Annotated in this window: 23 protein-coding genes and 1 other annotated feature; of the genes, 22 read left to right on the top strand and 1 reads right to left on the bottom strand. The window is 35.1% G+C overall.

Going from position 1 to position 24,447, the window contains the following annotated elements:
* Window positions 1-32: 32 nt before the first annotated feature.
* The 21 genes from cysE to tuf all read left to right on the top strand — a co-directional run bounded on the left by cysE (window position 33) and on the right by tuf (window position 21,483).
* On the top strand, window positions 33-680 hold the full coding sequence (cysE, locus tag JV528_RS09365) for a serine O-acetyltransferase (protein WP_001805237.1): 648 nt from the start codon (window positions 33-35) through the stop codon (window positions 678-680).
* Complete coding sequence (cysS, locus tag JV528_RS09360) at window positions 664-2,064, top strand: cysteine--tRNA ligase (protein ID WP_000631972.1); 1,401 nt, start codon at window positions 664-666, stop codon at window positions 2,062-2,064. The genes cysE and cysS overlap by 17 nt, the downstream gene beginning before the upstream one ends.
* The gene (locus JV528_RS09355) at window positions 2,057-2,461 is read left to right on the top strand and encodes a Mini-ribonuclease 3 (protein WP_000370182.1); all 405 of its coding nucleotides are present in this window, start codon (window positions 2,057-2,059) and stop codon (window positions 2,459-2,461) included. Before cysS ends, JV528_RS09355 begins: the two co-directional genes overlap by 8 nt.
* Window positions 2,462-2,468: 7 nt before the next feature.
* A complete protein-coding gene (rlmB, locus tag JV528_RS09350) occupies window positions 2,469-3,215 on the top strand; it encodes a 23S rRNA (guanosine(2251)-2'-O)-methyltransferase RlmB (RefSeq protein ID WP_000390334.1) in 747 nt (248 codons plus the stop codon).
* Window positions 3,215-3,739: an NYN domain-containing protein gene (locus tag JV528_RS09345; protein WP_000664738.1), complete on the top strand. Its 525-nt coding sequence runs from the start codon at window positions 3,215-3,217 to the stop codon at window positions 3,737-3,739. The genes rlmB and JV528_RS09345 overlap by 1 nt, the downstream gene beginning before the upstream one ends.
* 80 nt (window positions 3,740-3,819) lie before the next feature.
* Window positions 3,820-4,389, top strand: a complete 570-nt coding sequence (locus JV528_RS09340; RefSeq protein ID WP_000872875.1) for a sigma-70 family RNA polymerase sigma factor — start codon at window positions 3,820-3,822, stop codon at window positions 4,387-4,389.
* A gap of 114 nt (window positions 4,390-4,503) precedes the next feature.
* Window positions 4,504-4,647 carry a 50S ribosomal protein L33 gene (gene rpmG / locus JV528_RS09335; protein WP_001788193.1) on the top strand — a complete coding sequence of 48 codons (144 nt, stop codon included), beginning with the start codon at window positions 4,504-4,506 and terminating at the stop codon, window positions 4,645-4,647.
* 55 nt (window positions 4,648-4,702) lie between these two features.
* The gene (secE, locus tag JV528_RS09330) at window positions 4,703-4,885 is read left to right on the top strand and encodes a preprotein translocase subunit SecE (RefSeq protein WP_001074473.1); all 183 of its coding nucleotides are present in this window, start codon (window positions 4,703-4,705) and stop codon (window positions 4,883-4,885) included.
* Window positions 4,886-4,897: 12 nt separating this feature from the next.
* On the top strand, window positions 4,898-5,446 hold the full coding sequence (gene nusG, locus JV528_RS09325; protein ID WP_001288302.1) for a transcription termination/antitermination protein NusG: 549 nt from the start codon (window positions 4,898-4,900) through the stop codon (window positions 5,444-5,446).
* 180 nt (window positions 5,447-5,626) lie between these two features.
* Window positions 5,627-6,049, top strand: coding sequence for a 50S ribosomal protein L11 (gene rplK / locus JV528_RS09320; RefSeq protein WP_001085792.1), 423 nt, complete (start codon window positions 5,627-5,629; stop codon window positions 6,047-6,049).
* A gap of 207 nt (window positions 6,050-6,256) precedes the next feature.
* Complete coding sequence (gene rplA / locus JV528_RS09315) at window positions 6,257-6,949, top strand: 50S ribosomal protein L1 (RefSeq protein ID WP_001074619.1); 693 nt, start codon at window positions 6,257-6,259, stop codon at window positions 6,947-6,949.
* A gap of 87 nt (window positions 6,950-7,036) precedes the next feature.
* Window positions 7,037-7,183, top strand: a sequence feature (ribosomal protein L10 leader region).
* 37 nt (window positions 7,184-7,220) lie between these two features.
* Window positions 7,221-7,721 carry a 50S ribosomal protein L10 gene (gene rplJ / locus JV528_RS09310; RefSeq protein WP_001273085.1) on the top strand — a complete coding sequence of 167 codons (501 nt, stop codon included), beginning with the start codon at window positions 7,221-7,223 and terminating at the stop codon, window positions 7,719-7,721.
* Window positions 7,722-7,763: 42 nt separating this feature from the next.
* The gene (gene rplL / locus JV528_RS09305; RefSeq protein WP_001273586.1) at window positions 7,764-8,132 is read left to right on the top strand and encodes a 50S ribosomal protein L7/L12; all 369 of its coding nucleotides are present in this window, start codon (window positions 7,764-7,766) and stop codon (window positions 8,130-8,132) included.
* Window positions 8,133-8,306: 174 nt separating this feature from the next.
* Window positions 8,307-8,915 (top strand): class I SAM-dependent methyltransferase, encoded by a 609-nt coding sequence (locus tag JV528_RS09300; RefSeq protein WP_000020308.1) that lies wholly within the window; start codon window positions 8,307-8,309, stop codon window positions 8,913-8,915.
* Window positions 8,916-9,129: 214 nt separating this feature from the next.
* Window positions 9,130-12,681, top strand: coding sequence for a DNA-directed RNA polymerase subunit beta (gene rpoB, locus JV528_RS09295; RefSeq protein WP_204177490.1), 3,552 nt, complete (start codon window positions 9,130-9,132; stop codon window positions 12,679-12,681).
* Between the two features lie 163 nt (window positions 12,682-12,844).
* Entirely contained in the window at window positions 12,845-16,441 is a 3,597-nt protein-coding gene (rpoC, locus tag JV528_RS09290; RefSeq protein WP_204177493.1) for a DNA-directed RNA polymerase subunit beta', read from the top strand.
* Between the two features lie 135 nt (window positions 16,442-16,576).
* A complete protein-coding gene (locus JV528_RS09285) occupies window positions 16,577-16,831 on the top strand; it encodes a ribosomal L7Ae/L30e/S12e/Gadd45 family protein (protein ID WP_000031892.1) in 255 nt (84 codons plus the stop codon).
* 97 nt (window positions 16,832-16,928) lie between these two features.
* Window positions 16,929-17,342 (top strand): 30S ribosomal protein S12, encoded by a 414-nt coding sequence (gene rpsL, locus JV528_RS09280; RefSeq protein ID WP_160181632.1) that lies wholly within the window; start codon window positions 16,929-16,931, stop codon window positions 17,340-17,342.
* Between the two features lie 65 nt (window positions 17,343-17,407).
* Entirely contained in the window at window positions 17,408-17,878 is a 471-nt protein-coding gene (gene rpsG / locus JV528_RS09275; RefSeq protein WP_001137495.1) for a 30S ribosomal protein S7, read from the top strand.
* A gap of 122 nt (window positions 17,879-18,000) precedes the next feature.
* The gene (gene fusA, locus JV528_RS09270; RefSeq protein WP_000090315.1) at window positions 18,001-20,082 is read left to right on the top strand and encodes an elongation factor G; all 2,082 of its coding nucleotides are present in this window, start codon (window positions 18,001-18,003) and stop codon (window positions 20,080-20,082) included.
* Between the two features lie 216 nt (window positions 20,083-20,298).
* On the top strand, window positions 20,299-21,483 hold the full coding sequence (gene tuf, locus JV528_RS09265; RefSeq protein ID WP_001040568.1) for an elongation factor Tu: 1,185 nt from the start codon (window positions 20,299-20,301) through the stop codon (window positions 21,481-21,483).
* A gap of 281 nt (window positions 21,484-21,764) precedes the next feature.
* On the opposite strand, the gene JV528_RS09260 is transcribed toward tuf, so the two are convergent.
* On the bottom strand, window positions 21,765-22,940 hold the full coding sequence (locus JV528_RS09260; RefSeq protein WP_204177489.1) for a M20 family metallopeptidase: 1,176 nt from the start codon (window positions 22,938-22,940) through the stop codon (window positions 21,765-21,767).
* 170 nt (window positions 22,941-23,110) lie between these two features.
* On the opposite strand from JV528_RS09260, the gene JV528_RS09255 reads away from it, so the two are divergent.
* A complete protein-coding gene (locus JV528_RS09255; protein ID WP_000250832.1) occupies window positions 23,111-24,298 on the top strand; it encodes a glycine C-acetyltransferase in 1,188 nt (395 codons plus the stop codon).
* Window positions 24,299-24,447: the final 149 nt, after the last annotated feature.

The following is a 24,447-nucleotide window of genomic DNA, read 5'->3' as shown; positions in this document are numbered from 1 at the left end:
TGTATTTACGTAGTTCAATCATTGAGGAGGAAATGATCTTGTTAAAAAGAATGAGAGACGATATAAAAATGGTATTTGAGCAGGATCCAGCGGCACGTTCAACATTAGAAGTCATTACAACGTATGCAGGTTTACATGCAGTTTGGAGTCATTTGATTGCACATAAGTTATACAACCAAAAAAAATATGTTGCAGCACGCGCGATATCTCAAATTTCAAGATTTTTCACAGGTATAGAAATCCATCCAGGTGCTAAAATTGGAAAGCGTCTATTTATAGATCATGGTATGGGCGTTGTAATAGGAGAAACATGTACAATTGGTGATAATGTGACAATCTATCAAGGCGTGACACTTGGTGGGACAGGGAAAGAAAGAGGGAAAAGACACCCAGATATAGGAGACAATGTTTTAATAGCAGCGGGTGCGAAAGTTTTAGGAAATATTAAAATAAATTCAAATGTAAATATTGGTGCAAATTCAGTTGTTTTACAATCAGTTCCAAGTTATTCAACGGTTGTTGGTATACCAGGACATATTGTTAAGCAAGATGGTGTTCGAGTTGGAAAAACATTTGATCATCGCCATCTACCTGATCCAATTTATGAACAAATTAAGCATTTAGAACGACAACTTGAAAAGACTAGGAATGGAGAGATTCAAGATGATTACATTATATAATACGCTTACACGTCAAAAAGAAGTGTTCAAGCCAATAGAACCAGGAAAGGTAAAAATGTATGTATGTGGTCCTACGGTATATAACTACATTCATATTGGTAACGCAAGACCAGCAATTAATTATGACGTAGTGAGACGTTACTTTGAATACCAAGGATATAATGTAGAATATGTATCAAATTTTACAGATGTAGATGATAAATTAATTAAACGTTCTCAAGAATTAAATCAGTCTGTTCCCGAAATTGCAGAAAAATATATCGCTGCTTTTCATGAAGATGTCGGTGCTTTAAATGTTAGAAAAGCGACTTCAAATCCAAGGGTAATGGACCATATGGATGACATTATTCAATTTATTAAAGATTTGGTTGATCAAGGTTATGCATATGAAAGTGGTGGCGATGTTTACTTTAGAACACGTAAATTTGAAGGTTATGGTAAATTAAGTCATCAATCCATAGATGACTTAAAAGTGGGTGCTCGTATAGATGCAGGAGAGCATAAGGAAGATGCACTTGATTTTACATTGTGGAAAAAAGCGAAGTCTGGCGAGATTAGTTGGGATAGTCCATTTGGTGAAGGGAGACCAGGATGGCATATTGAATGTTCTGTAATGGCATTTCATGAGCTAGGACCTACAATTGATATACATGCGGGTGGTTCAGATTTACAATTTCCACATCATGAAAATGAAATAGCACAATCGGAAGCACATAATCATGCGCCATTTGCTAATTATTGGATGCATAATGGTTTCATTAATATTGATAATGAAAAAATGAGTAAATCACTAGGCAACTTTATTTTAGTTCACGATATTATTAAAGAAGTTGATCCAGATGTACTAAGATTCTTTATGATTAGCGTACATTATAGAAGTCCAATTAACTATAATCTAGAATTGGTTGAATCAGCACGTAGTGGACTAGAGCGTATTCGCAATAGTTATCAATTAATTGAAGAGCGCGCACAAATTGCTACTAATATTGAAAATCAACAGACATATATTGATCAAATTGATGCGATTTTAAATCGTTTTGAAACAGTTATGAATGATGATTTTAATACAGCTAATGCAATTACAGCTTGGTATGATTTAGCAAAACTTGCGAATAAATATGTACTAGAGAATACAACATCAACAGAAGTAATTGATAAATTTAAAGCAGTTTATCAAATTTTCAGCGATGTTTTAGGTGTACCGTTAAAATCTAAAAATGCAGATGAATTATTGGATGAAGATGTTGAAAAATTAATCGAAGAGCGTAATGAAGCAAGGAAAAACAAAGATTTTGCACGAGCAGATGAGATTCGAGACATGCTGAAATCACAAAACATTATATTAGAAGACACACCTCAAGGGGTTAGATTTAAACGTGGATAATCAACAAGATAATCACATTAAATTATTGAATCCATTGACCTTAGCATATATGGGAGACGCAGTCTTAGATCAATATGTACGTACGTATATCGTTTTAAAGCTTAAAAGTAAGCCTAATAAACTACATCAAATGTCTAAAAAATATGTATCTGCCAAAAGTCAGGCGCAAACGTTAGAATATTTAATGGAGCAAGAATGGTTTACAGATGAAGAAATGGATATTTTGAAGCGAGGGCGTAACGCGAAAAGTCATACTAAAGCTAAAAACACTGATGTTCAAACATATCGTAAAAGTTCAGCGATAGAAGCAGTGATAGGTTTTCTTTATTTAGAAAAAAGAGAAGAACGATTAGAGGCATTATTAAATAAAATAATAACAATAGTAAACGAAAGGTAGTGACAATGTGGAAGATACGGTTATTGTTGGTAGGCATGCTGTTAGAGAAGCGATTATTACTGGGCATCCGATAAATAAGATATTGATTCAAGAAGGTATTAAAAAGCAACAAATTAATGAAATTTTAAAAAATGCAAAAGATCAAAAAATCATTGTTCAAACTGTACCAAAATCTAAATTAGATTTTTTAGCAAATGCACCACATCAGGGTGTTGCAGCGCTTATTGCACCATATGAATATGCTGACTTCGATCAATTTTTAAAACAGCAAAAAGAAAAAGGAGGTTTATCGACAGTACTTATATTAGACGGCTTAGAAGACCCGCATAACTTGGGATCAATTTTAAGAACAGCAGATGCAACGGGAGTTGATGGTGTTATTATTCCTAAACGTCGTTCAGTTACACTAACGCAAACAGTTGCAAAAGCCTCAACAGGTGCAATTGAACATGTACCAGTTATTCGAGTGACAAATTTAGCTAAAACTATCGATGATCTAAAAGATAATGGCTTTTGGGTAGCTGGCACTGAAGCTAATAATGCAACAGATTATAGAAATCTTGAAGCGGACATGTCATTGGCTATTGTAATTGGCAGCGAAGGACAGGGTATGAGTCGTCTGGTAAGTGATAAATGCGATTTCTATATTAAGATTCCAATGGTTGGACATGTAAACAGTTTGAATGCTTCGGTTGCAGCAAGTTTAATGATGTACGAAGTATTTCGAAAAAGACATGATGTTGGAGAAATATAATGAAAGAACGTTACTTAATCATTGATGGATACAATATGATAGGACAATCACCAACGCTAAGCGCCATTGCAAAAGAGAATTTAGAAGAAGCTAGAATGCAATTAATAGATGCAATTGCAAATTATAATGCTGTTATTTCAGATGAAATTATTTGTGTTTTCGATGCTTATGACCAATCGGGTGTTGAAAGAGAATACATGTATCATGGCGTTAAAACGATTTTTACCAAGGAAAAAGAAACAGCTGATAGTTTCATAGAACGTTATGTCTATGAACTTTATGACAAGCACACTAAGCATATTACAGTTGTAACAAGTGATATGAGTGAGCAACATGCTATCTTTGGATCAGGTGCATATAGAATATCATCTCGCGAAATGTGGAGAGATTTAAAAGAAAATGAAATTGATGTGAGTAAATCATTAGATGATATAAGTGAAAACAAGCCAAGAACTCGAATTCCGTTATCTTCTGAAATCCTTGCAGAATTTGAAAAAATACGAAGAGGACATCATAAGAAATGACATTTCCTTCATCTTGAAATTTTGAATGTAACAATATTAAACTAACCTTAAATTTTAGATAGAAGGGGTTAGTTTAATACTTGAAATATGATTTGACAACTCAAGACAGTACAATCAAACGTAACAATGCAATAAATGATAAAGACTTCGAAAAGTTAGTAATGGATCTACAACCATTAATTATTCGACGCATCAAAACATTTGGATTTAATCATTATGATTTAGAAGACTTATATCAAGAAATACTTATACGGATGTATAGGTCGGTCCAAACATTTGATTTTAGTGGAGAGCAGCCTTTCACAAATTATGTTCAATGTTTAATTACGTCTGTAAAGTATGATTATTTGAGGAAATATTTAGCTACAAATAAAAGAATGGATAATTTGATTAATGAATATAGAGTTACGTATCCATGTGCAATAAAGCGTTATGATGTTGAAAACAATTATTTGAATAAATTAGCAATTAAAGAGTTGATTCGTCAGTTTAAGTATTTGAGTGCATTTGAAAAAGATGTCATGTATTTAATGTGTGAACAATATAAGCCGAGAGAAATTGCTCAACTGATGCATGTAAAAGAGAAAGTGATTTATAATGCTATACAACGATGTAAAAATAAAATAAAACGTTATTTCAAAATAATTTGAAAAGCGCCTTAGGACGTGAATTGAATTAGAACGTGTTACTTCTTGATGGTTTGACATTTGTTATAAATTTTATGTATAGTATACTGGTATTATAATGAATAAAGGTGAATTATTGTGAGGAAAATACCTTTAAATTGTGAAGCTTGTGGCAATAGAAATTATAATGTTCCTAAGCAAGAAGGCTCGGCAACAAGATTAACCTTAAAGAAATATTGTCCAAAATGTAACGCGCACACAATTCATAAAGAATCGAAATAAATACATTCGAAATAATACTTTGATAATATGTTCAAAGGATTTGGAGGTTGAGCAAATGGCTAAAAAAGAAAGTTTCTTTAAAGGCGTTAAGTCTGAAATGGAAAAAACAAGTTGGCCGACGAAAGAAGAGCTATTTAAATATACTGTAATTGTAGTTTCTACTGTTATATTCTTCTTAGTCTTTTTCTATGCCTTAGATTTAGGAATTACAGCATTGAAAAATTTATTATTTGGTTAGAGGAGTGAAGACATGTCTGAAGAAGTTGGCGCAAAGCGTTGGTATGCAGTGCATACATATTCTGGATATGAAAATAAAGTTAAAAAGAATTTAGAAAAAAGAGTAGAATCTATGAATATGACTGAACAAATCTTTAGAGTAGTCATACCGGAAGAAGAAGAAACTCAAGTAAAAGATGGTAAAGCAAAAACAACCGTTAAAAAAACATTCCCTGGATATGTTTTAGTGGAATTAATCATGACAGATGAATCATGGTATGTGGTAAGAAATACACCAGGCGTTACTGGTTTTGTAGGTTCTGCAGGTGCAGGGTCTAAGCCAAATCCATTGTTACCAGAAGAAGTTCGCTTCATCTTAAAACAAATGGGTCTTAAAGAAAAGACTATCGATGTTGAACTCGAAGTTGGCGAGCAAGTTCGTATTAAATCAGGTCCATTTGCGAATCAAGTTGGTGAAGTTCAAGAAATTGAAACAGATAAGTTTAAGCTAACAGTATTAGTAGATATGTTTGGCCGAGAAACACCAGTAGAAGTTGAATTCGATCAAATAGAAAAGCTTTAATTAACAATTAAAGTTATTAAACTAACCAAAAGATAAAAAAGAGTATTGATTTTTTAATTAGAAAAGTGTTAAAATTATGTGGTCGCGCTTTTAGAGCGCCCATTTCGTCACGAAATGTTAAGAGTGGGAGGGCAAAACTGAGCCCTGTGACCACATCACGATATCAAGGAGGTGCACATCGTGGCTAAAAAAGTAGATAAAGTTGTTAAATTACAAATTCCTGCAGGTAAAGCGAATCCAGCACCACCAGTTGGTCCAGCATTAGGTCAAGCAGGTGTGAACATCATGGGATTCTGTAAAGAGTTCAATGCACGTACTCAAGATCAAGCAGGTTTAATTATTCCGGTAGAAATCAGTGTTTATGAAGATCGTTCATTTACATTTATTACAAAAACTCCACCGGCTCCAGTATTACTTAAAAAAGCAGCTGGTATTGAAAAAGGTTCAGGTGAACCAAACAAAACTAAAGTTGCTACAGTAACTAAAGATCAAGTACGCGAAATTGCTAACAGCAAAATGCAAGACTTAAACGCTGCTGACGAAGAAGCAGCTATGCGTATTATCGAAGGTACTGCACGTAGTATGGGTATCGTTGTAGAATAATTTTACGAATATTAAATTTGATTACATGATTTAAACGATGAAGCAGATAACAGAGATAATAATGATGAATTATAAATATAATCTGAATGACTAGATTAATGATTGATTTATTCATAAGATTAATTCTTCTGTTGTCTGCTCTTAACTTGCATCTAGCAAGTAATGTGGGAGGAAATTCCGCTAAAACCACTAAAGGAGGAACTATAAATGGCTAAAAAAGGTAAAAAGTATCAAGAAGCAGCTAGTAAAGTTGACCGTACTCAGCACTATAGTGTTGAAGAAGCAATTAAATTAGCTAAAGAAACAAGCATTGCTAACTTTGACGCTTCTGTTGAAGTTGCATTCCGTTTAGGAATTGATACACGTAAAAATGACCAACAAATCCGTGGTGCAGTTGTATTACCAAACGGAACTGGTAAATCACAAAGTGTATTAGTATTCGCTAAAGGTGACAAAATTGCTGAAGCTGAAGCAGCAGGTGCTGACTATGTAGGTGAAGCAGAATACGTTCAAAAAATCCAACAAGGTTGGTTCGACTTCGATGTAGTAGTTGCTACACCAGACATGATGGGTGAAGTTGGTAAATTAGGTCGTGTATTAGGACCAAAAGGTTTAATGCCAAACCCTAAAACTGGAACTGTAACAATGGATGTTAAAAAAGCTGTTGAAGAAATCAAAGCTGGTAAAGTAGAATACCGTGCTGAAAAAGCTGGTATCGTACATGCATCAATTGGTAAAGTTTCATTTACTGATGAACAATTAATTGAAAACTTCAATACTTTACAAGATGTATTAGCTAAAGCTAAACCATCATCTGCTAAAGGTACATACTTCAAATCTGTTGCTGTAACTACAACAATGGGTCCTGGAGTTAAAATTGATACTGCAAGTTTCAAATAATAAATGATATAAACAATTACAGGCTGAAAGAAATATCTTTCAGTCTGTAAAAATATATTGACAATAAGTATTTTCCAAGTTATATTACTTATTGTGATTATTTTACCTAAGACAGTAGGAGTTATTTATAACTTAAAATTTATCCTGCCGAGGCTAAAATTGACTTGAACGTGATGATCTATGATCTTTCAAGCACTTTTTGCCGTGGGTAGAAAGTGCTTTTTTTATTAATTTTAAAAAAAGCACCAAAAATTTAAATGGAGGTGTCTGAATGTCTGCTATCATTGAAGCTAAAAAACAACTAGTTGATGAAATTGCTGAGGTACTATCAAATTCAGTTTCAACAGTAATCGTTGACTACCGTGGATTAACAGTAGCTGAAGTTACTGACTTACGTTCACAATTACGTGAAGCTGGTGTTGAGTATAAAGTATACAAAAACACTATGGTACGTCGTGCAGCTGAAAAAGCTGGTATCGAAGGCTTAGATGAATTCTTAACAGGTCCTACTGCTATTGCAACTTCAAGTGAAGATGCTGTAGCTGCAGCGAAAGTAATTTCTGGATTTGCTAAAGATCATGAAGCATTAGAAATTAAATCAGGCGTTATGGAAGGCAATGTTATTACAGCAGAAGAAGTTAAAACTGTTGGTTCATTACCTTCACACGATGGTCTTGTATCTATGCTTTTATCAGTATTACAAGCTCCTGTACGCAACTTCGCTTATGCGGTTAAAGCTATTGGAGAACAAAAAGAAGAAAACGCTGAATAATTTTTAGCGTAAAAAAATTAAAAATAATGGAGGAATTATAAAATGGCTAATCATGAACAAATCATTGAAGCGATTAAAGAAATGTCAGTATTAGAATTAAACGACTTAGTAAAAGCAATTGAAGAAGAATTTGGTGTAACTGCAGCTGCTCCAGTAGCAGTAGCAGGTGCAGCTGGTGGCGCTGATGCTGCAGCAGAAAAAACTGAATTTGACGTTGAGTTAACTTCAGCTGGTTCATCTAAAATCAAAGTTGTTAAAGCTGTTAAAGAAGCAACTGGTTTAGGATTAAAAGATGCTAAAGAATTAGTAGACGGAGCTCCTAAAGTAATCAAAGAAGCTTTACCTAAAGAAGAAGCTGAAAAACTTAAAGAACAATTAGAAGAAGTTGGAGCTACTGTAGAATTAAAATAATTCAAGTATCTTAAACTTAATAATCAAAGTTTTATAGCAAGTATTGCTATAATATAATGATTCTTTGAGAAGTTAAAACCCCGTTATTTTGATAACGGGGTTTTATTCATTTAAAGACTGAGTGAAATGTTATAATTATAATGACGAGTTACAAAGTGAAGATGAGGTGGAATAATGAGTCATTATTATGATGAAGATCCAAGTGTAATTAGCAATGAACAACGTATTCAATATCAATTAAATCATCATAAAATTGATTTAATAACTGATAACGGAGTGTTTTCGAAAGATAAAGTAGATTATGGTTCAGATGTTCTTGTTCAAACTTTTTTAAAAACGCATCCACCTGGTCCAAGTAAGCGAATTGCCGATGTTGGTTGTGGTTACGGACCAATTGGTTTGATGATTGCTAAAGTATCACCACATCATTCAATTACGATGCTAGATGTTAATCACAGAGCGCTAGCCTTAGTTGAAAAAAACCAAAAATTAAACGGTATTGATAATGTGATCGTAAAGGAAAGTGATGCTTTGTCTGCTGTGGAAGACAAAAGTTTTGATTTTATTTTAACCAATCCACCAATAAGAGCAGGGAAAGAAACCGTGCATCGTATATTCGAGCAAGCATTACATAGATTAGACTCGAACGGTGAACTATTCGTTGTAATTCAGAAGAAGCAAGGTATGCCATCTGCAAAGAAAAGAATGAATGAACTTTTTGGAAATGTAGAAGTGGTAAATAAAGATAAAGGATACTACATTCTGAGAAGTATAAAAGCTTGAAATGAAATGGATATTCTGTTATAGTTATATAATGTAAAAATTTATGTTCAATAAGTGTGTACTTTTACGTTAAATAGATAAGTTAATTAAGAATAAATATAGAATCGAAAATGGTGTCATCATTAGTGTTGCCGTTTTCTTTTTGTCTTTTTATTAATATGCTTATGGTATTTAGCTAAAAGCGGATCACATAATTTTTGAGGGGTGAATCTGTTTGGCAGGTCAAGTTGTCCAATATGGAAGACATCGTAAACGCAGAAACTACGCGAGAATTTCAGAAGTATTAGAATTACCAAACTTAATAGAAATTCAAACTAAATCTTACGAGTGGTTCCTAAGAGAAGGTTTAATCGAAATGTTTAGAGACATTTCTCCAATTGAAGATTTTACTGGTAATTTGTCATTAGAGTTTGTGGATTACCGTTTAGGAGAACCAAAATATGATTTAGAAGAATCTAAAAACCGTGACGCTACTTATGCTGCACCTCTTCGTGTAAAAGTGCGTCTAATCATTAAAGAAACAGGAGAAGTTAAAGAACAAGAAGTCTTTATGGGTGATTTCCCATTAATGACTGATACAGGTACGTTCGTTATCAATGGTGCAGAACGTGTAATCGTATCTCAATTAGTTCGTTCACCATCCGTTTATTTCAATGAAAAAATCGATAAAAATGGTCGTGAAAACTATGATGCAACAATTATTCCAAACCGTGGTGCATGGTTAGAATATGAAACAGATGCTAAAGATGTTGTATACGTGCGTATTGATAGAACACGTAAACTACCATTAACAGTATTGTTACGTGCATTAGGTTTCTCAAGTGACCAAGAAATTGTTGACCTTTTAGGTGACAATGAATATTTACGTAATACTTTAGAGAAAGACGGCACTGAAAACACTGAACAAGCGTTATTAGAAATCTATGAACGTTTACGTCCAGGTGAACCACCAACTGTTGAAAATGCTAAAAGTCTATTGTATTCACGTTTCTTTGATCCAAAACGCTATGACTTAGCAAGCGTGGGTCGTTATAAAACAAACAAAAAATTACATTTAAAACATCGTTTATTCAATCAAAAATTAGCTGAGCCAATTGTGAATACTGAAACTGGTGAAATTGTAGTTGAAGAAGGTACAGTGCTTGATCGTCGTAAAATCGACGAAATCATGGATGTACTTGAATCAAACGCAAATAGCGAAGTGTTTGAATTGCATGGTAGCGTTATAGACGAGCCAGTAGAAATTCAATTAATTAAAGTATATGTTCCTAACGATGAAGAAGGTCGTACGACAACTGTAATTGGTAATGCTTTCCCTGACTCAGAAGTTAAATGTATTACACCAGCAGATATCATCGCTTCAATGAGTTACTTCTTTAACTTATTAAGTGGTATTGGATATACAGATGATATTGACCATTTAGGTAACCGTCGTTTACGTTCTGTAGGTGAATTACTACAAAACCAATTCCGTATCGGTTTATCAAGAATGGAAAGAGTTGTACGTGAAAGAATGTCAATTCAAGATACTGAGTCTATCACACCTCAACAATTAATTAATATTCGACCTGTTATTGCATCTATTAAAGAATTCTTTGGTAGCTCTCAATTATCACAATTCATGGACCAAGCAAATCCATTAGCTGAGTTAACGAATAAACGTCGTCTATCAGCATTAGGACCTGGTGGTTTAACACGTGAACGTGCTCAAATGGAAGTACGTGACGTTCACTACTCTCACTATGGCCGTATGTGTCCAATTGAAACACCTGAGGGACCTAACATTGGATTGATGAACTCATTATCAAGTTATGCACGTGTAAATGAATTCGGCTTTATTGAAACACCATATCGTAAAGTTGATTTAGATACACATGCTATCACTGATCAAATTGACTATTTAACAGCTGACGAAGAAGATAGCTATGTTGTAGCACAAGCAAACTCTAAATTAGATGAAAATGGTCGTTTCATGGATGATGAAGTTGTATGTCGTTTCCGTGGTAACAATACAGTTATGGCTAAAGAAAAAATGGATTATATGGATGTATCGCCGAAACAAGTTGTTTCAGCAGCGACAGCATGTATTCCATTCTTAGAAAATGATGACTCAAACCGTGCATTGATGGGTGCGAACATGCAACGTCAAGCAGTGCCTTTGATGAATCCAGAAGCACCATTTGTTGGTACAGGTATGGAACACGTTGCAGCACGTGATTCTGGTGCAGCTATTACAGCTAAGCACAGAGGTCGTGTTGAACATGTTGAATCTAATGAAATTCTTGTACGTCGTCTAGTTGAAGAGAACGGCGTTGAGCATGAAGGTGAATTAGATCGCTATCCATTAGCTAAATTTAAACGTTCAAACTCAGGTACATGTTACAACCAACGTCCAATCGTTGCAGTTGGAGATGTTGTTGAGTATAACGAGATTTTAGCAGATGGACCATCTATGGAATTAGGAGAAATGGCATTAGGTAGAAACGTAGTAGTTGGTTTCATGACTTGGGACGGTTACAACTATGAGGATGCCGTTATCATGAGTGAAAGACTTGTGAAAGATGACGTGTATACTTCTATTCATATTGAAGAGTATGAATCAGAAGCACGTGATACTAAGTTAGGACCTGAAGAAATCACAAGAGATATTCCTAATGTTTCTGAAAGTGCACTTAAGAACTTAGACGATCGTGGTATCGTTTATATTGGTGCAGAAGTAAAAGATGGAGATATTTTAGTTGGTAAAGTAACGCCTAAAGGTGTAACTGAGTTAACTGCCGAAGAAAGATTGTTACATGCAATCTTTGGTGAAAAAGCACGTGAAGTTAGAGATACTTCATTACGTGTACCTCACGGCGCTGGCGGTATCGTTCTTGATGTAAAAGTATTCAATCGCGAAGAAGGCGACGATACATTATCACCTGGTGTAAACCAATTAGTACGTGTATATATCGTTCAAAAACGTAAAATTCATGTTGGTGATAAGATGTGTGGTCGACATGGTAACAAAGGTGTCATTTCTAAGATTGTTCCTGAAGAAGATATGCCTTACTTACCAGACGGACGTCCGATCGATATCATGTTAAACCCTCTTGGTGTACCATCTCGTATGAACATCGGACAAGTATTAGAGCTACACTTAGGTATGGCTGCTAAAAATCTTGGTATTCACGTTGCATCACCAGTATTTGACGGTGCAAACGATGACGATGTATGGTCAACAATTGAAGAAGCTGGTATGGCTCGTGATGGTAAAACTGTACTTTATGATGGACGTACAGGTGAACCATTCGATAACCGTATTTCAGTAGGTGTAATGTACATGTTGAAACTTGCGCACATGGTTGATGATAAATTACATGCGCGTTCAACTGGACCATATTCACTTGTTACACAACAACCACTTGGCGGTAAAGCGCAATTCGGTGGACAACGTTTCGGTGAGATGGAGGTATGGGCACTTGAAGCATATGGTGCTGCATACACATTACAAGAAATCTTAACTTACAAATCCGATGATACAGTAGGACGTGTGAAAACATACGAGGCTATTGTTAAAGGTGAAAACATCTCTAGACCAAGTGTTCCAGAATCATTCCGAGTATTGATGAAAGAATTACAAAGTTTAGGTTTAGATGTAAAAGTTATGGATGAGCAAGATAATGAAATCGAAATGACAGACGTTGATGACGATGATGTTGTAGAACGCAAAGTAGATTTACAACAAAATGATGCTCCTGAAACACAAAAAGAAGTTACTGATTAATACGCAATTTACAAAACAGGCAAAAAGATACTAAGCTGAATTTTATTGATGATTCAGTTTAGTACTTTAAGCCATTTTAAATAAATGCAAATCAATCAAATAGCACAGCTAATCTAAATTGAAGGAGGTAGGCTCCTTGATTGATGTAAATAATTTCCATTATATGAAAATAGGATTGGCTTCACCTGAAAAAATCCGTTCTTGGTCTTTTGGTGAAGTTAAAAAACCTGAAACAATCAACTACCGTACATTAAAACCTGAAAAAGATGGTCTATTCTGTGAAAGAATTTTCGGACCTACAAAAGACTGGGAATGTAGTTGTGGTAAATACAAACGTGTTCGCTACAAAGGCATGGTCTGTGACAGATGTGGAGTTGAAGTAACTAAATCTAAAGTACGTCGTGAAAGAATGGGTCACATTGAACTTGCTGCTCCAGTTTCTCACATTTGGTATTTCAAAGGTATACCAAGTCGTATGGGATTATTACTTGACATGTCACCAAGAGCATTAGAAGAAGTTATTTACTTTGCTTCTTATGTTGTTGTAGATCCAGGTCCAACTGGTTTAGAAAAGAAAACTTTATTATCTGAAGCTGAATTCAGAGATTATTATGATAAATACCCAGGTCAATTCGTTGCAAAAATGGGTGCAGAAGGTATTAAAGATTTACTTGAAGAGATTGATCTTGACGAAGAACTTAAATTGTTACGCGATGAGTTGGAATCAGCTACTGGTCAAAGACTTACTCGTGTAATTAAACGTTTAGAAGTTGTTGAATCATTCCGTAATTCAGGTAACAAACCTTCATGGATGATTTTAGATGTACTTCCAATCATTCCACCAGAAATTCGTCCAATGGTTCAATTAGATGGTGGACGATTTGCAACAAGTGACTTAAACGATTTATACCGTCGTGTAATTAATCGAAATAATCGTTTGAAACGTTTATTAGATTTAGGTGCACCTGGTATCATCGTTCAAAACGAAAAACGTATGTTACAAGAAGCCGTTGACGCTTTAATTGATAATGGTCGTCGTGGTCGTCCAGTTACTGGTCCAGGTAACCGTCCATTAAAATCTTTATCTCATATGTTAAAAGGTAAACAAGGTCGTTTCCGTCAAAACTTACTTGGTAAACGTGTTGACTATTCAGGACGTTCAGTTATCGCGGTAGGTCCAAGCTTGAAAATGTACCAATGTGGTTTACCAAAAGAAATGGCACTTGAACTATTTAAACCATTCGTAATGAAAGAATTAGTTCAACGTGAAATTGCAACTAACATTAAAAATGCGAAGAGTAAAATCGAACGCATGGATGATGAAGTTTGGGACGTATTGGAAGAAGTAATTAGAGAACATCCTGTATTACTTAACCGTGCACCAACACTTCATAGACTTGGTATTCAAGCATTTGAACCAACTTTAGTTGAAGGTCGTGCGATTCGTCTACATCCACTTGTAACAACAGCTTATAACGCTGACTTTGATGGTGACCAAATGGCGGTTCACGTTCCTTTATCAAAAGAGGCACAAGCTGAAGCAAGAATGTTGATGTTAGCAGCACAAAACATCTTGAACCCTAAAGATGGTAAACCAGTAGTTACACCATCACAAGATATGGTACTTGGTAACTATTACCTTACTTTAGAAAGAAAAGATGCAGTAAATACAGGCGCAATCTTTAATAATACAAATGAAGTATTAAAAGCATATGCAAATGGCTTTGTACATTTACACACAAGAATTGGTGTACATGCAAGTTCATTCAACAATCCAACATTTACTGAAGAACAAAACAAAAAGATTCTTGCTACGTCAGTAGGTAAAATTATATTTAATGAAATCATTCCAGATTCATTTGCTTATATTAATGAACCTACGCAAGAAAACTTAGAAAGAAAGACACCAAACAGATATTTCATCGATCCTACAACTTTAGGTGAAGGTGGATTAAAAGAATACTTTGAAAATGAAGAATTAATTGAACCTTTCAACAAAAAATTCTTAGGTAATATTATTGCAGAAGTATTCAACAGATTTAGCATCACTGATACATCAATGATGTTAGACCGTATGAAAGACTTAGGATTCAAATTCTCATCTAAAGCTGGTATTACAGTAGGTGTTGCTGATATCGTAGTATTACCTGATAAGCAACAAATACTTGATGAGCATGAAAAATTAGTCGACAGAATTACAAAACAATTCAATCGTGGTTTAATCACTGAAGAAGAAAGATACAATGCAGTTGTTGAAATTTGGACAGATGCAAAAGATCAAATTCAAGGTGAATTGATGCAATCACTTGATAAAACTAACCCAATCTTCATGATGAGTGATTCAGGTGCCCGTGGTAACGCATCTAACTTTACACAGTTAGCAGGTATGCGTGGATTGATGGCCGCACCATCTGGTAAGATTATCGAATTACCAATCACATCTTCATTCCGTGAAGGTTTAACAGTACTTGAATACTTCATCTCAACTCACGGTGCACGTAAAGGTCTTGCCGATACAGCACTTAAAACAGCTGACTCAGGATATCTTACTCGTCGTCTTGTTGACGTGGCACAAGATGTTATTGTTCGTGAAGAAGACTGTGGTACTGATAGAGGTTTATTAGTTTCTGATATTAAAGAAGGTACAGAAATGATTGAACCATTTATCGAACGTATTGAAGGTCGTTATTCTAAAGAAACAATTCGTCATCCTGAAACTGATGAAATAATCATTCGTCCTGATGAATTAATTACACCTGAAATTGCTAAGAAAATTACAGATGCTGGTATTGAACAAATGTATATTCGCTCAGCATTTACTTGTAACGCACGACATGGTGTTTGTGAAAAATGTTACGGTAAAAACCTTGCTACTGGTGAAAAAGTTGAAGTTGGTGAAGCAGTTGGTACAATTGCAGCCCAATCTATCGGTGAACCAGGTACACAGCTTACAATGCGTACATTCCATACAGGTGGGGTAGCAGGTAGCGATATCACACAAGGTCTTCCTCGTATTCAAGAGATTTTCGAAGCACGTAACCCTAAAGGTCAAGCGGTAATTACGGAAATCGAAGGTGTCGTAGAAGATATTAAATTAGCAAAAGATAGACAACAAGAAATTGTTGTTAAAGGTGCTAATGAAACAAGATCATACCTTGCTTCAGGTACTTCAAGAATTATTGTAGAAATCGGTCAACCAGTTCAACGTGGTGAAGTATTAACTGAAGGTTCTATTGAACCTAAGAATTACTTATCTGTTGCTGGATTAAACGCGACTGAAAGCTACTTATTAAAAGAAGTACAAAAAGTTTACCGTATGCAAGGGGTAGAAATCGACGATAAACACGTTGAGGTTATGGTTCGACAAATGTTACGTAAAGTTAGAATTATCGAAGCAGGTGATACGAAGTTATTACCAGGTTCATTAGTTGATATTCATAACTTTACAGATGCAAATAGAGAAGCATTTAAACACCGTAAGCGCCCTGCAACAGCTAAACCAGTATTACTTGGTATTACTAAAGCATCACTTGAAACAGAAAGTTTCTTATCTGCAGCATCATTCCAAGAAACAACAAGAGTTCTTACAGATGCAGCAATTAAAGGTAAGCGTGATGACTTATTAGGTCTTAAAGAAAACGTAATTATTGGTAAGTTAATTCCAGCTGGTACTGGTATGAGACGTTATAGCGACGTAAAATACGAAAAAACAGCTAAACCAGTTGCAGAAGTTGAATCTCAAACTGAAGTAACGGAATAACAAGTATATAACAGAGGCTAAGGCTTTAGCCTCTTGTTATTTTTATGTAAATTATTTGATTTAATGTTGACGAATTCTCTTGTTCAATGTTAATATATTAAAGGTGATGCAAGCAGAACTTTGGAGGATAAATTATTGTCTAAGGAAAAAGTTGCACGCTTTAACAAACAACATTTTGTAGTTGGTCTTAAAGAAACGCTTAAAGCGTTAAAGAAAGATCAAGTTACATCTTTGATTATTGCTGAAGACGTTGAAGTATATTTAATGACTCGCGTGTTAAGCCAAATCAATCAGAAAAATATACCTGTATCTTTTTTCAAAAGCAAACATGCTTTGGGTAAACATGTAGGTATTAACGTCAATGCGACAATAGTAGCATTGATTAAATGAGAATTAGTAAGTGTTTTACTTACTAAATTTTATTTAACCTAAAAATGAACCACCTGGATGTGTGGGATTAAAAAGTGAAGAGAGGAGGACATATCACATGCCAACTATTAACCAATTAGTACGTAAACCAAGACAAAGCAAAATCAAAAAATCAGATTCTCCAGCTTTAAATAAAGGTTTCAACAGTAAAAAGAAAAAAATTACTGACTTAAACTCACCACAAAAACGTGGTGTATGTACTCGTGTAGGTACAATGACACCTAAAAAACCTAACTCAGCGTTACGTAAATATGCACGTGTGCGTTTATCAAACAACATCGAAATTAACGCATACATCCCTGGTATCGGACATAACTTACAAGAACACAGTGTTGTACTTGTACGTGGTGGACGTGTAAAAGACTTACCAGGTGTGCGTTACCATATTGTACGTGGAGCACTTGATACTTCAGGTGTTGACGGACGTAGACAAGGTCGTTCATTATACGGAACTAAGAAACCTAAAAACTAAGAATTTAGTTTTTAATTAAATCTTAAACTTAAAATATTTAATATAAGGAAGGGAGGATTTACATTATGCCTCGTAAAGGATCAGTACCTAAAAGAGACGTATTACCAGATCCAATTCATAACTCTAAGTTAGTAACAAAATTAATTAACAAAATTATGTTAGATGGTAAACGTGGAACAGCACAAAGAATTCTTTATTCAGCATTCGACCTAGTTGAACAACGCAGTGGTCGTGATGCATTAGAAGTATTCGAAGAAGCAATCAACAACATTATGCCAGTATTAGAAGTTAAAGCTCGTCGTGTAGGTGGTTCTAACTATCAAGTACCTGTAGAAGTTCGTCCAGAGCGTCGTACTACTTTAGGTTTACGTTGGTTAGTTAACTATGCACGTCTTCGTGGTGAAAAAACGATGGAAGATCGTTTAGCTAACGAAATTTTAGATGCAGCAAATAATACAGGTGGTGCCGTTAAGAAACGTGAGGACACTCACAAAATGGCTGAAGCAAACAAAGCATTTGCTCACTACCGTTGGTAAGATAAAAGCTTTTACCCTGAGTGTGTTCTATATTAATGAATTTTCATTAAGCGTTCATGCTTAGGGCATCGCCATATCTATCGTATTTATTCAGTAATATAAACTGGAAGGAGAAAAAATACATGGCTAGAGAATTTTCATTAGAAAAAACTCGTAATATCGGTATCATGGCTCACATTGATGCTGGTAAAACGACTACGACTGAACGTATTCTTTATTACACTGGCCGTATCCACAAAATTGGTGAAACACACGAAGGTGCTTCACAAATGGACTGGATGGAGCAAGAACAAGACCGTGGTATTACTATCACATCTGCTGCAACAACAGCAGCTTGGGAAGGTCATCGTGTAAACATTATCGATACACCTGGACACGTAGACTTCACTGTAGAAGTTGAACGTTCATTACGTGTACTTGACGGAGCAGTTACAGTACTTGATGCACAATCAGGTGTTGAACCTCAAACTGAAACAGTTTGGCGTCAGGCTACAACTTATGGTGTTCCACGTATCGTATTTGTAAACAAAATGGACAAATTAGGTGCTAACTTCGAATACTCTGTAAGTACATTACATGATCGTTTACAAGCTAACGCTGCTCCAATCCAATTACCAATTGGTGCGGAAGACGAATTCGAAGCAATCATTGACTTAGTTGAAATGAAATGTTTCAAATATACAAATGATTTAGGTACTGAAATTGAAGAAATTGAAATTCCTGAAGACCACTTAGATAGAGCTGAGGAAGCTCGTGCTAGCTTAATCGAAGCAGTTGCAGAAACTAGCGACGAATTAATGGAAAAATATCTTGGTGACGAAGAAATTTCAGTTTCTGAATTAAAAGAAGCTATCCGCCAAGCTACTACTAACGTAGAATTCTACCCAGTACTTTGTGGTACAGCTTTCAAAAACAAAGGTGTTCAATTAATGCTTGACGCTGTAATTGATTACTTACCTTCACCACTAGACGTTAAACCAATTATTGGTCACCGTGCTAGCAACCCTGAAGAAGAAGTAATCGCGAAAGCAGACGATTCAGCTGAATTCGCTGCATTAGCGTTCAAAGTTATGACTGACCCTTATGTTGGTAAATTAACATTCTTCCGTGTGTACTCAGGTACAATGACATCTGGTTCATACGTTAAGAACTCTACTAAAGGTAAACGTGAACGTGTAGGTCGTTTATTACAAATGCACGCTAACTCACGTCAAGAAATCGATACTGTATACTCTGGAGATATCGCTGCTGCGGTAGGTCTTAAAGATACAGGTACTGGTGATACTTTATGTGGTGAGAAAAATGACATTATCTTGGAATCAATGGAATTCCCAGAGCCAGTTATTCACTTATCAGTAGAGCCAAAATCTAAAGCTGACCAAGATAAAATGACTCAAGCTTTAGTTAAATTACAAGAAGAAGACCCAACATTCCATGCACACACTGACGAAGAAACTGGACAAGTTATCATCGGTGGTATGGGTGAGCTTCACTTAGACATCTTAGTAGACCGTATGAAGAAAGAATTCAACGTTGAATGTAACGTAGGTGCTCCAATGGTTTCATATCGTGAAACATTTAAATCATCTGCACAAGTTCAAGGTAAATTCTCTCGTCAATCTGGTGGTCGTGGTCAATACGGTGATGTTCACATTGAATTCACACCAAACGAAACAGGCGCAGGTTTCGAATTCGAAAACGCTATCGTTGGTGGTGTAGTTCCTCGTGAATACATTCCATCAGTAGAAGCTGGTCTTAAAGATGCTATGGAAAATGGTGTCTTAGCAGGTTATCCATTAATTGATGTTAAAGCTAAATTATATGATGGTTCATACCATGATGTCGATTCATCTGAAATGGCCTTCAAAATTGCTGCATCATTAGCACTTAAAGAAGCTGCTAAAAAATGTGATCCTGTAATCTTAGAACCAATGATGAAAGTAACTATTGAAATGCCTGAAGAGTACATGGGTGATATCATGGGTGACGTAACATCTCGTCGTGGACGTGTTGATGGTATGGAACCTCGTGGTAATGCACAAGTTGTTAATGCTTATGTACCACTTTCAGAAATGTTCGGTTATGCAACATCATTACGTTCAAACACTCAAGGTCGCGGTACTTACACTATGTACTTCGATCACTATGCTGAAGTTCCAAAATCAATCGCTGAAGATATTATCAAGAAAAATAAAGGTGAATAATATAACTTGTTTTGACTAGCTAGCCTAGGTTAAAATACAAGGTGAGCTTAAATGTAAGCTATCATCTTTATAGTTTGATTTTTTGGGGTGAATGCATTATAAAAGAATTGTAAAATTCTTTTTGCATCGCTATAAATAATTTCTCATGATGGTGAGAAACTATCATGAGAGATAAATTTAAATATTATTTTTAATTAGAATAGGAGAGATTTTATAATGGCAAAAGAAAAATTTGATCGTTCTAAAGAACATGCCAATATCGGTACTATCGGTCACGTTGACCATGGTAAAACAACATTAACAGCAGCAATCGCTACTGTATTAGCAAAAAATGGTGACTCAGTTGCACAATCATATGACATGATTGACAACGCTCCAGAAGAAAAAGAACGTGGTATCACAATCAATACTTCTCACATTGAGTACCAAACTGACAAACGTCACTACGCTCACGTTGACTGCCCAGGACACGCTGACTATGTTAAAAACATGATCACTGGTGCTGCTCAAATGGACGGCGGTATCTTAGTAGTATCTGCTGCTGACGGTCCAATGCCACAAACTCGTGAACACATTCTTTTATCACGTAACGTTGGTGTACCAGCATTAGTAGTATTCTTAAACAAAGTTGACATGGTTGACGATGAAGAATTATTAGAATTAGTAGAAATGGAAGTTCGTGACTTATTAAGCGAATATGACTTCCCAGGTGACGATGTACCTGTAATCGCTGGTTCAGCATTAAAAGCTTTAGAAGGCGATGCTCAATACGAAGAAAAAATCTTAGAATTAATGGAAGCTGTAGATACTTACATTCCAACTCCAGAACGTGATTCTGACAAACCATTCATGATGCCAGTTGAGGACGTATTCTCAATCACTGGTCGTGGTACTGTTGCTACAGGCCGTGTTGAACGTGGTCAAATCAAAGTTGGTGAAGAAGTTGAAATCATCGGTTTACATGACACATCTAAAACAACTGTTACAGGTGTTGAAATGTTCCGTAAATTATTAGACTACGCTGAAGCTGGTGACAACATTGGTGCATTATTACGTGGTGTTGCTCGTGAAGACGTACAACGTGGTCAAGTATTAGCTGCTCCTGGTTCAATTACACCACATACTGAATTCAAAGCAGAAGTATACGTATTATCAAAAGACGAAGGTGGACGTCACACTCCATTCTTCTCAAACTATCGTCCACAATTCTATTTCCGTACTACTGACGTAACTGGTGTTGTTCACTTACCAGAAGGTACTGAAATGGTAATGCCTGGTGATAACGTTGAAATGACAGTAGAATTAATCGCTCCAATCGCGATTGAAGACGGTACTCGTTTCTCAATCCGTGAAGGTGGACGTACTGTAGGATCAGGCGTTGTTACTGAAATCATTAAATAATTTCTAATTTCTTAGATTTTATATAAAAAGAAGATCCCTCAATCGAGGGGTCTTTTTTTAATGTGTAAATTTTGTAATGGCTATTCGATTTAGAAGAACAATAATTGATGAAAGACTGACTAATAAAACTTATAACTGATAATACTGTTTAAATAAAATTGTAGCGTCTTGAACATTGTAAAATGCTCCTCTCAAAGTTTTAATTTTTTCAATGTCTACTTTGAAGGGAGCATTTCATTAGTTTATGTCTCAGATTCATGTCTTTCAATTAATTTAAATGCTTAATTTGTTTTAAATACTTGCTCTAATTCAATGATTTTTAAAAATACAGCTACAGCGTATTTTAATGATTTTTCATCAATATCAAATTTGGGATTATGGTGTGGCGCTGTAATACCTTTACTTTCATTACCACAACCAGTCAGAAAGAATGCACCTGGTCGTACTTTCAAATAATGTGAAAAATCTTCTCCAATCATCATTAAATCTGATTCATTAAAGCGTACATGTATGTCATTTGTTGCTTCTTTAATAACTTGATATGCTTTCTCGTTGTTATGGACAGGCAAATACCCTTTAATATAATTCAAATCATAGTTAATATCATTTGCTATTGCTAAACCTTGTAGTAGCTTATCCATTTTGTCCATTACATGATTCTGTATATCTGAATCGAAAGTTCTAACTGTACCTTTACAAAATGCTTGATCAGGTATAACGCTATCTGTGGTGCCTGCTTGAATCATTCCAAATGAAAGTACAGCTTGTTTAACTGGATCGATTGTACGTGAAATTATTTTTTGTGCGCTTAAAATGAACTCTGCCATGATCACTATTGGGTCAATGGTTTCATGAGGTTTGGCACCATGACCGCCACGACCTTTAATTGTGACACTGAATTCATCTGGAGAGGCCATGATTGCCCCAGCACGTGAATGAATAGTTCCAGTAGGATAACCACTCCATAAATGTGTACCGTAAATTCTATCTATATTTTCCAGACATCCAGCATCTATCATTTCTTGAGAACCACCTGGCATGATTTCTTCACCGTACTGGAATATTAATACAACATTACCTTCTAATAAATGTTTATGTTCATCTAAAATCTCTGCTACAGTAAGTAAAATTGCTGTATGACCATCATGCCCACACGCATGCATACATCCTGGATTTTTAGACTTATAAGGCACATCGTTTAATTCCTCGACAGGTAACGCATCAAAGTCAGCTCTTAATGCAATGGTAGGTCCTGTGCCCAAGCCTTTAAATGTGGCTTTGATACCATTGCGGCCGATAGGTGTTTCAATATCACAAGATAACTGGCTTAATTGGTTAACAATATAATCATGTGTTTGAAATTCTTCAAAAGATAACTCAGGATATTGGTGTAAATAACGTCTGAGTTGAATTGTTTTATTTTCTTTATTATTTGCTAGTTGGAACCAATCTAACACCCTTATCACTACTTTCTAAAATAATGTTTATAGTATAACATTTTATGAAATTATCGTACTAAATGATTGCTTTGAGATATTTTATCTATAAATGATAAGGCTTTCAAGTTATGTAGAATTACTGTATGATAAAGGTATTACCAAACAATACTTAAGGGGGATTATATACTGTGGTTCAATCATTACATGAGTTTTTAGAGGAAAATATATATTATCTAAAAGAAAATGGTTTGTATAATGAAATAGATACAATTGAAGGTGCAAACGGACCAGAAATCAAAATCAATGGGAAATCATACATTAACTTATCTTCAAATAATTATTTAGGACTAGCAACAAATGAAGATTTGAAATCAGCTGCAAAAGCAGCTATTGATACACATGGTGTAGGTGCAGGCGCTGTTCGTACAATCAATGGTACATTAGATTTACACGACGAATTAGAACAAACACTAGCAAAATTTAAAGGAACAGAAGCTGCAATAGCTTATCAATCAGGATTTAATTGTAATATGGCTGCTATTTCGGCTGTTATGAATAAAAATGATGCTATTTTATCAGATGAGCTTAATCATGCATCAATTATTGATGGATGTCGCTTATCAAAAGCTAAAATTATTCGAGTTAACCATTCAGACATGGATGATTTACGTGCGAAAGCAAAAGAAGCAGTTGAATCAGGTCAATACAATAAAGTGATGTATATCACTGATGGTGTTTTTAGTATGGATGGTGATGTGGCTAAATTACCTGAAATTGTAGAAATTGCAGAAGAATTTGGTTTATTAACTTATGTTGACGACGCTCATGGTTCAGGTGTTATGGGTAAAGGCGCTGGTACGGTTAAACATTTTGGTTTACAAGATAAAATCGATTTCCAAATAGGTACGCTTTCTAAAGCAATTGGTGTCGTTGGCGGTTATGTAGCAGGTACAAAAGAGTTAATAGATTGGTTAAAAGCACAATCACGACCATTCTTATTCTCTACATCATTAGCACCTGGGGATACTAAAGCAATAACTGAAGCAGTTAAAAAGTTAATGGCTTCAACTGAATTACATGATAAATTATGGGACAATGCACAATATTTAAAAAACGGATTGTCAAAATTAGGATATGATACAGGTGAGTCAGAAACTCCAATTACACCAGTAATTATTGGTGATGAAAAAACAACTCAAGAATTTAGTAAGCGTTTAAAAGATGAAGGTGTCTATGTGAAATCTATCGTTTTCCCAACAGTACCAAGAGGTACAGGACGTGTAAGAAATATGCCTACAGCTGCACATACAAAAGACATGTTAGATGAAGCAATTGCGGCTTATGAAAAAGTAGGAAAAGAAATGAAGTTGATTTAAAATTTATTTATTCCCACGGCAAATATTGTCGTGGGCTTTTTTTAAAATGTTTAGTTTATTAACAGTAAGTTCTTATAACAATGTTTAGTTGTATCAACCATTAAAGTTTGAATTTTAAAAGCATCTTGTAGAATTTAGTTGTATTTTTA

The sequence above is a fragment of the Staphylococcus sp. GDB20D11A genome (genome assembly GCF_016893255.1).
In the GTDB taxonomy this organism is placed as follows: Bacteria; Bacillota; Bacilli; order Staphylococcales; family Staphylococcaceae; genus Staphylococcus; species Staphylococcus aureus.
Note: the sequence above shows the minus strand (reverse complement) of the source record. Positions and strands in the feature narration are given on the sequence as shown.

Bases quoted from the DNA above. Each gene is read 5' to 3' on its own strand.
- rpsL (WP_160181632.1), top strand. From the start codon at position 16,929: ATGCCAACTATTAACCAATTAGTACGTAAACCAAGACAAAGCAAAATC.
- secE (WP_001074473.1), top strand. From the start codon at position 4,703: ATGGCTAAAAAAGAAAGTTTCTTTAAAGGCGTTAAGTCTGAAATGGAA.
- JV528_RS09300 (WP_000020308.1), top strand. From the start codon at position 8,307: ATGAGTCATTATTATGATGAAGATCCAAGTGTAATTAGCAATGAACAA.
- rplJ (WP_001273085.1), top strand. From the start codon at position 7,221: ATGTCTGCTATCATTGAAGCTAAAAAACAACTAGTTGATGAAATTGCT.
- tuf (WP_001040568.1), top strand. From the start codon at position 20,299: ATGGCAAAAGAAAAATTTGATCGTTCTAAAGAACATGCCAATATCGGT.
- cysS (WP_000631972.1), top strand. From the start codon at position 664: ATGATTACATTATATAATACGCTTACACGTCAAAAAGAAGTGTTCAAG.
- nusG (WP_001288302.1), top strand. From the start codon at position 4,898: ATGTCTGAAGAAGTTGGCGCAAAGCGTTGGTATGCAGTGCATACATAT.
- cysE (WP_001805237.1), top strand. From the start codon at position 33: ATGATCTTGTTAAAAAGAATGAGAGACGATATAAAAATGGTATTTGAG.
- rpoC (WP_204177493.1), top strand. From the start codon at position 12,845: ATGAAAATAGGATTGGCTTCACCTGAAAAAATCCGTTCTTGGTCTTTT.
- JV528_RS09345 (WP_000664738.1), top strand. From the start codon at position 3,215: ATGAAAGAACGTTACTTAATCATTGATGGATACAATATGATAGGACAA.
- rplA (WP_001074619.1), top strand. From the start codon at position 6,257: ATGGCTAAAAAAGGTAAAAAGTATCAAGAAGCAGCTAGTAAAGTTGAC.
- rplL (WP_001273586.1), top strand. From the start codon at position 7,764: ATGGCTAATCATGAACAAATCATTGAAGCGATTAAAGAAATGTCAGTA.
- fusA (WP_000090315.1), top strand. From the start codon at position 18,001: ATGGCTAGAGAATTTTCATTAGAAAAAACTCGTAATATCGGTATCATG.
- rpsG (WP_001137495.1), top strand. From the start codon at position 17,408: ATGCCTCGTAAAGGATCAGTACCTAAAAGAGACGTATTACCAGATCCA.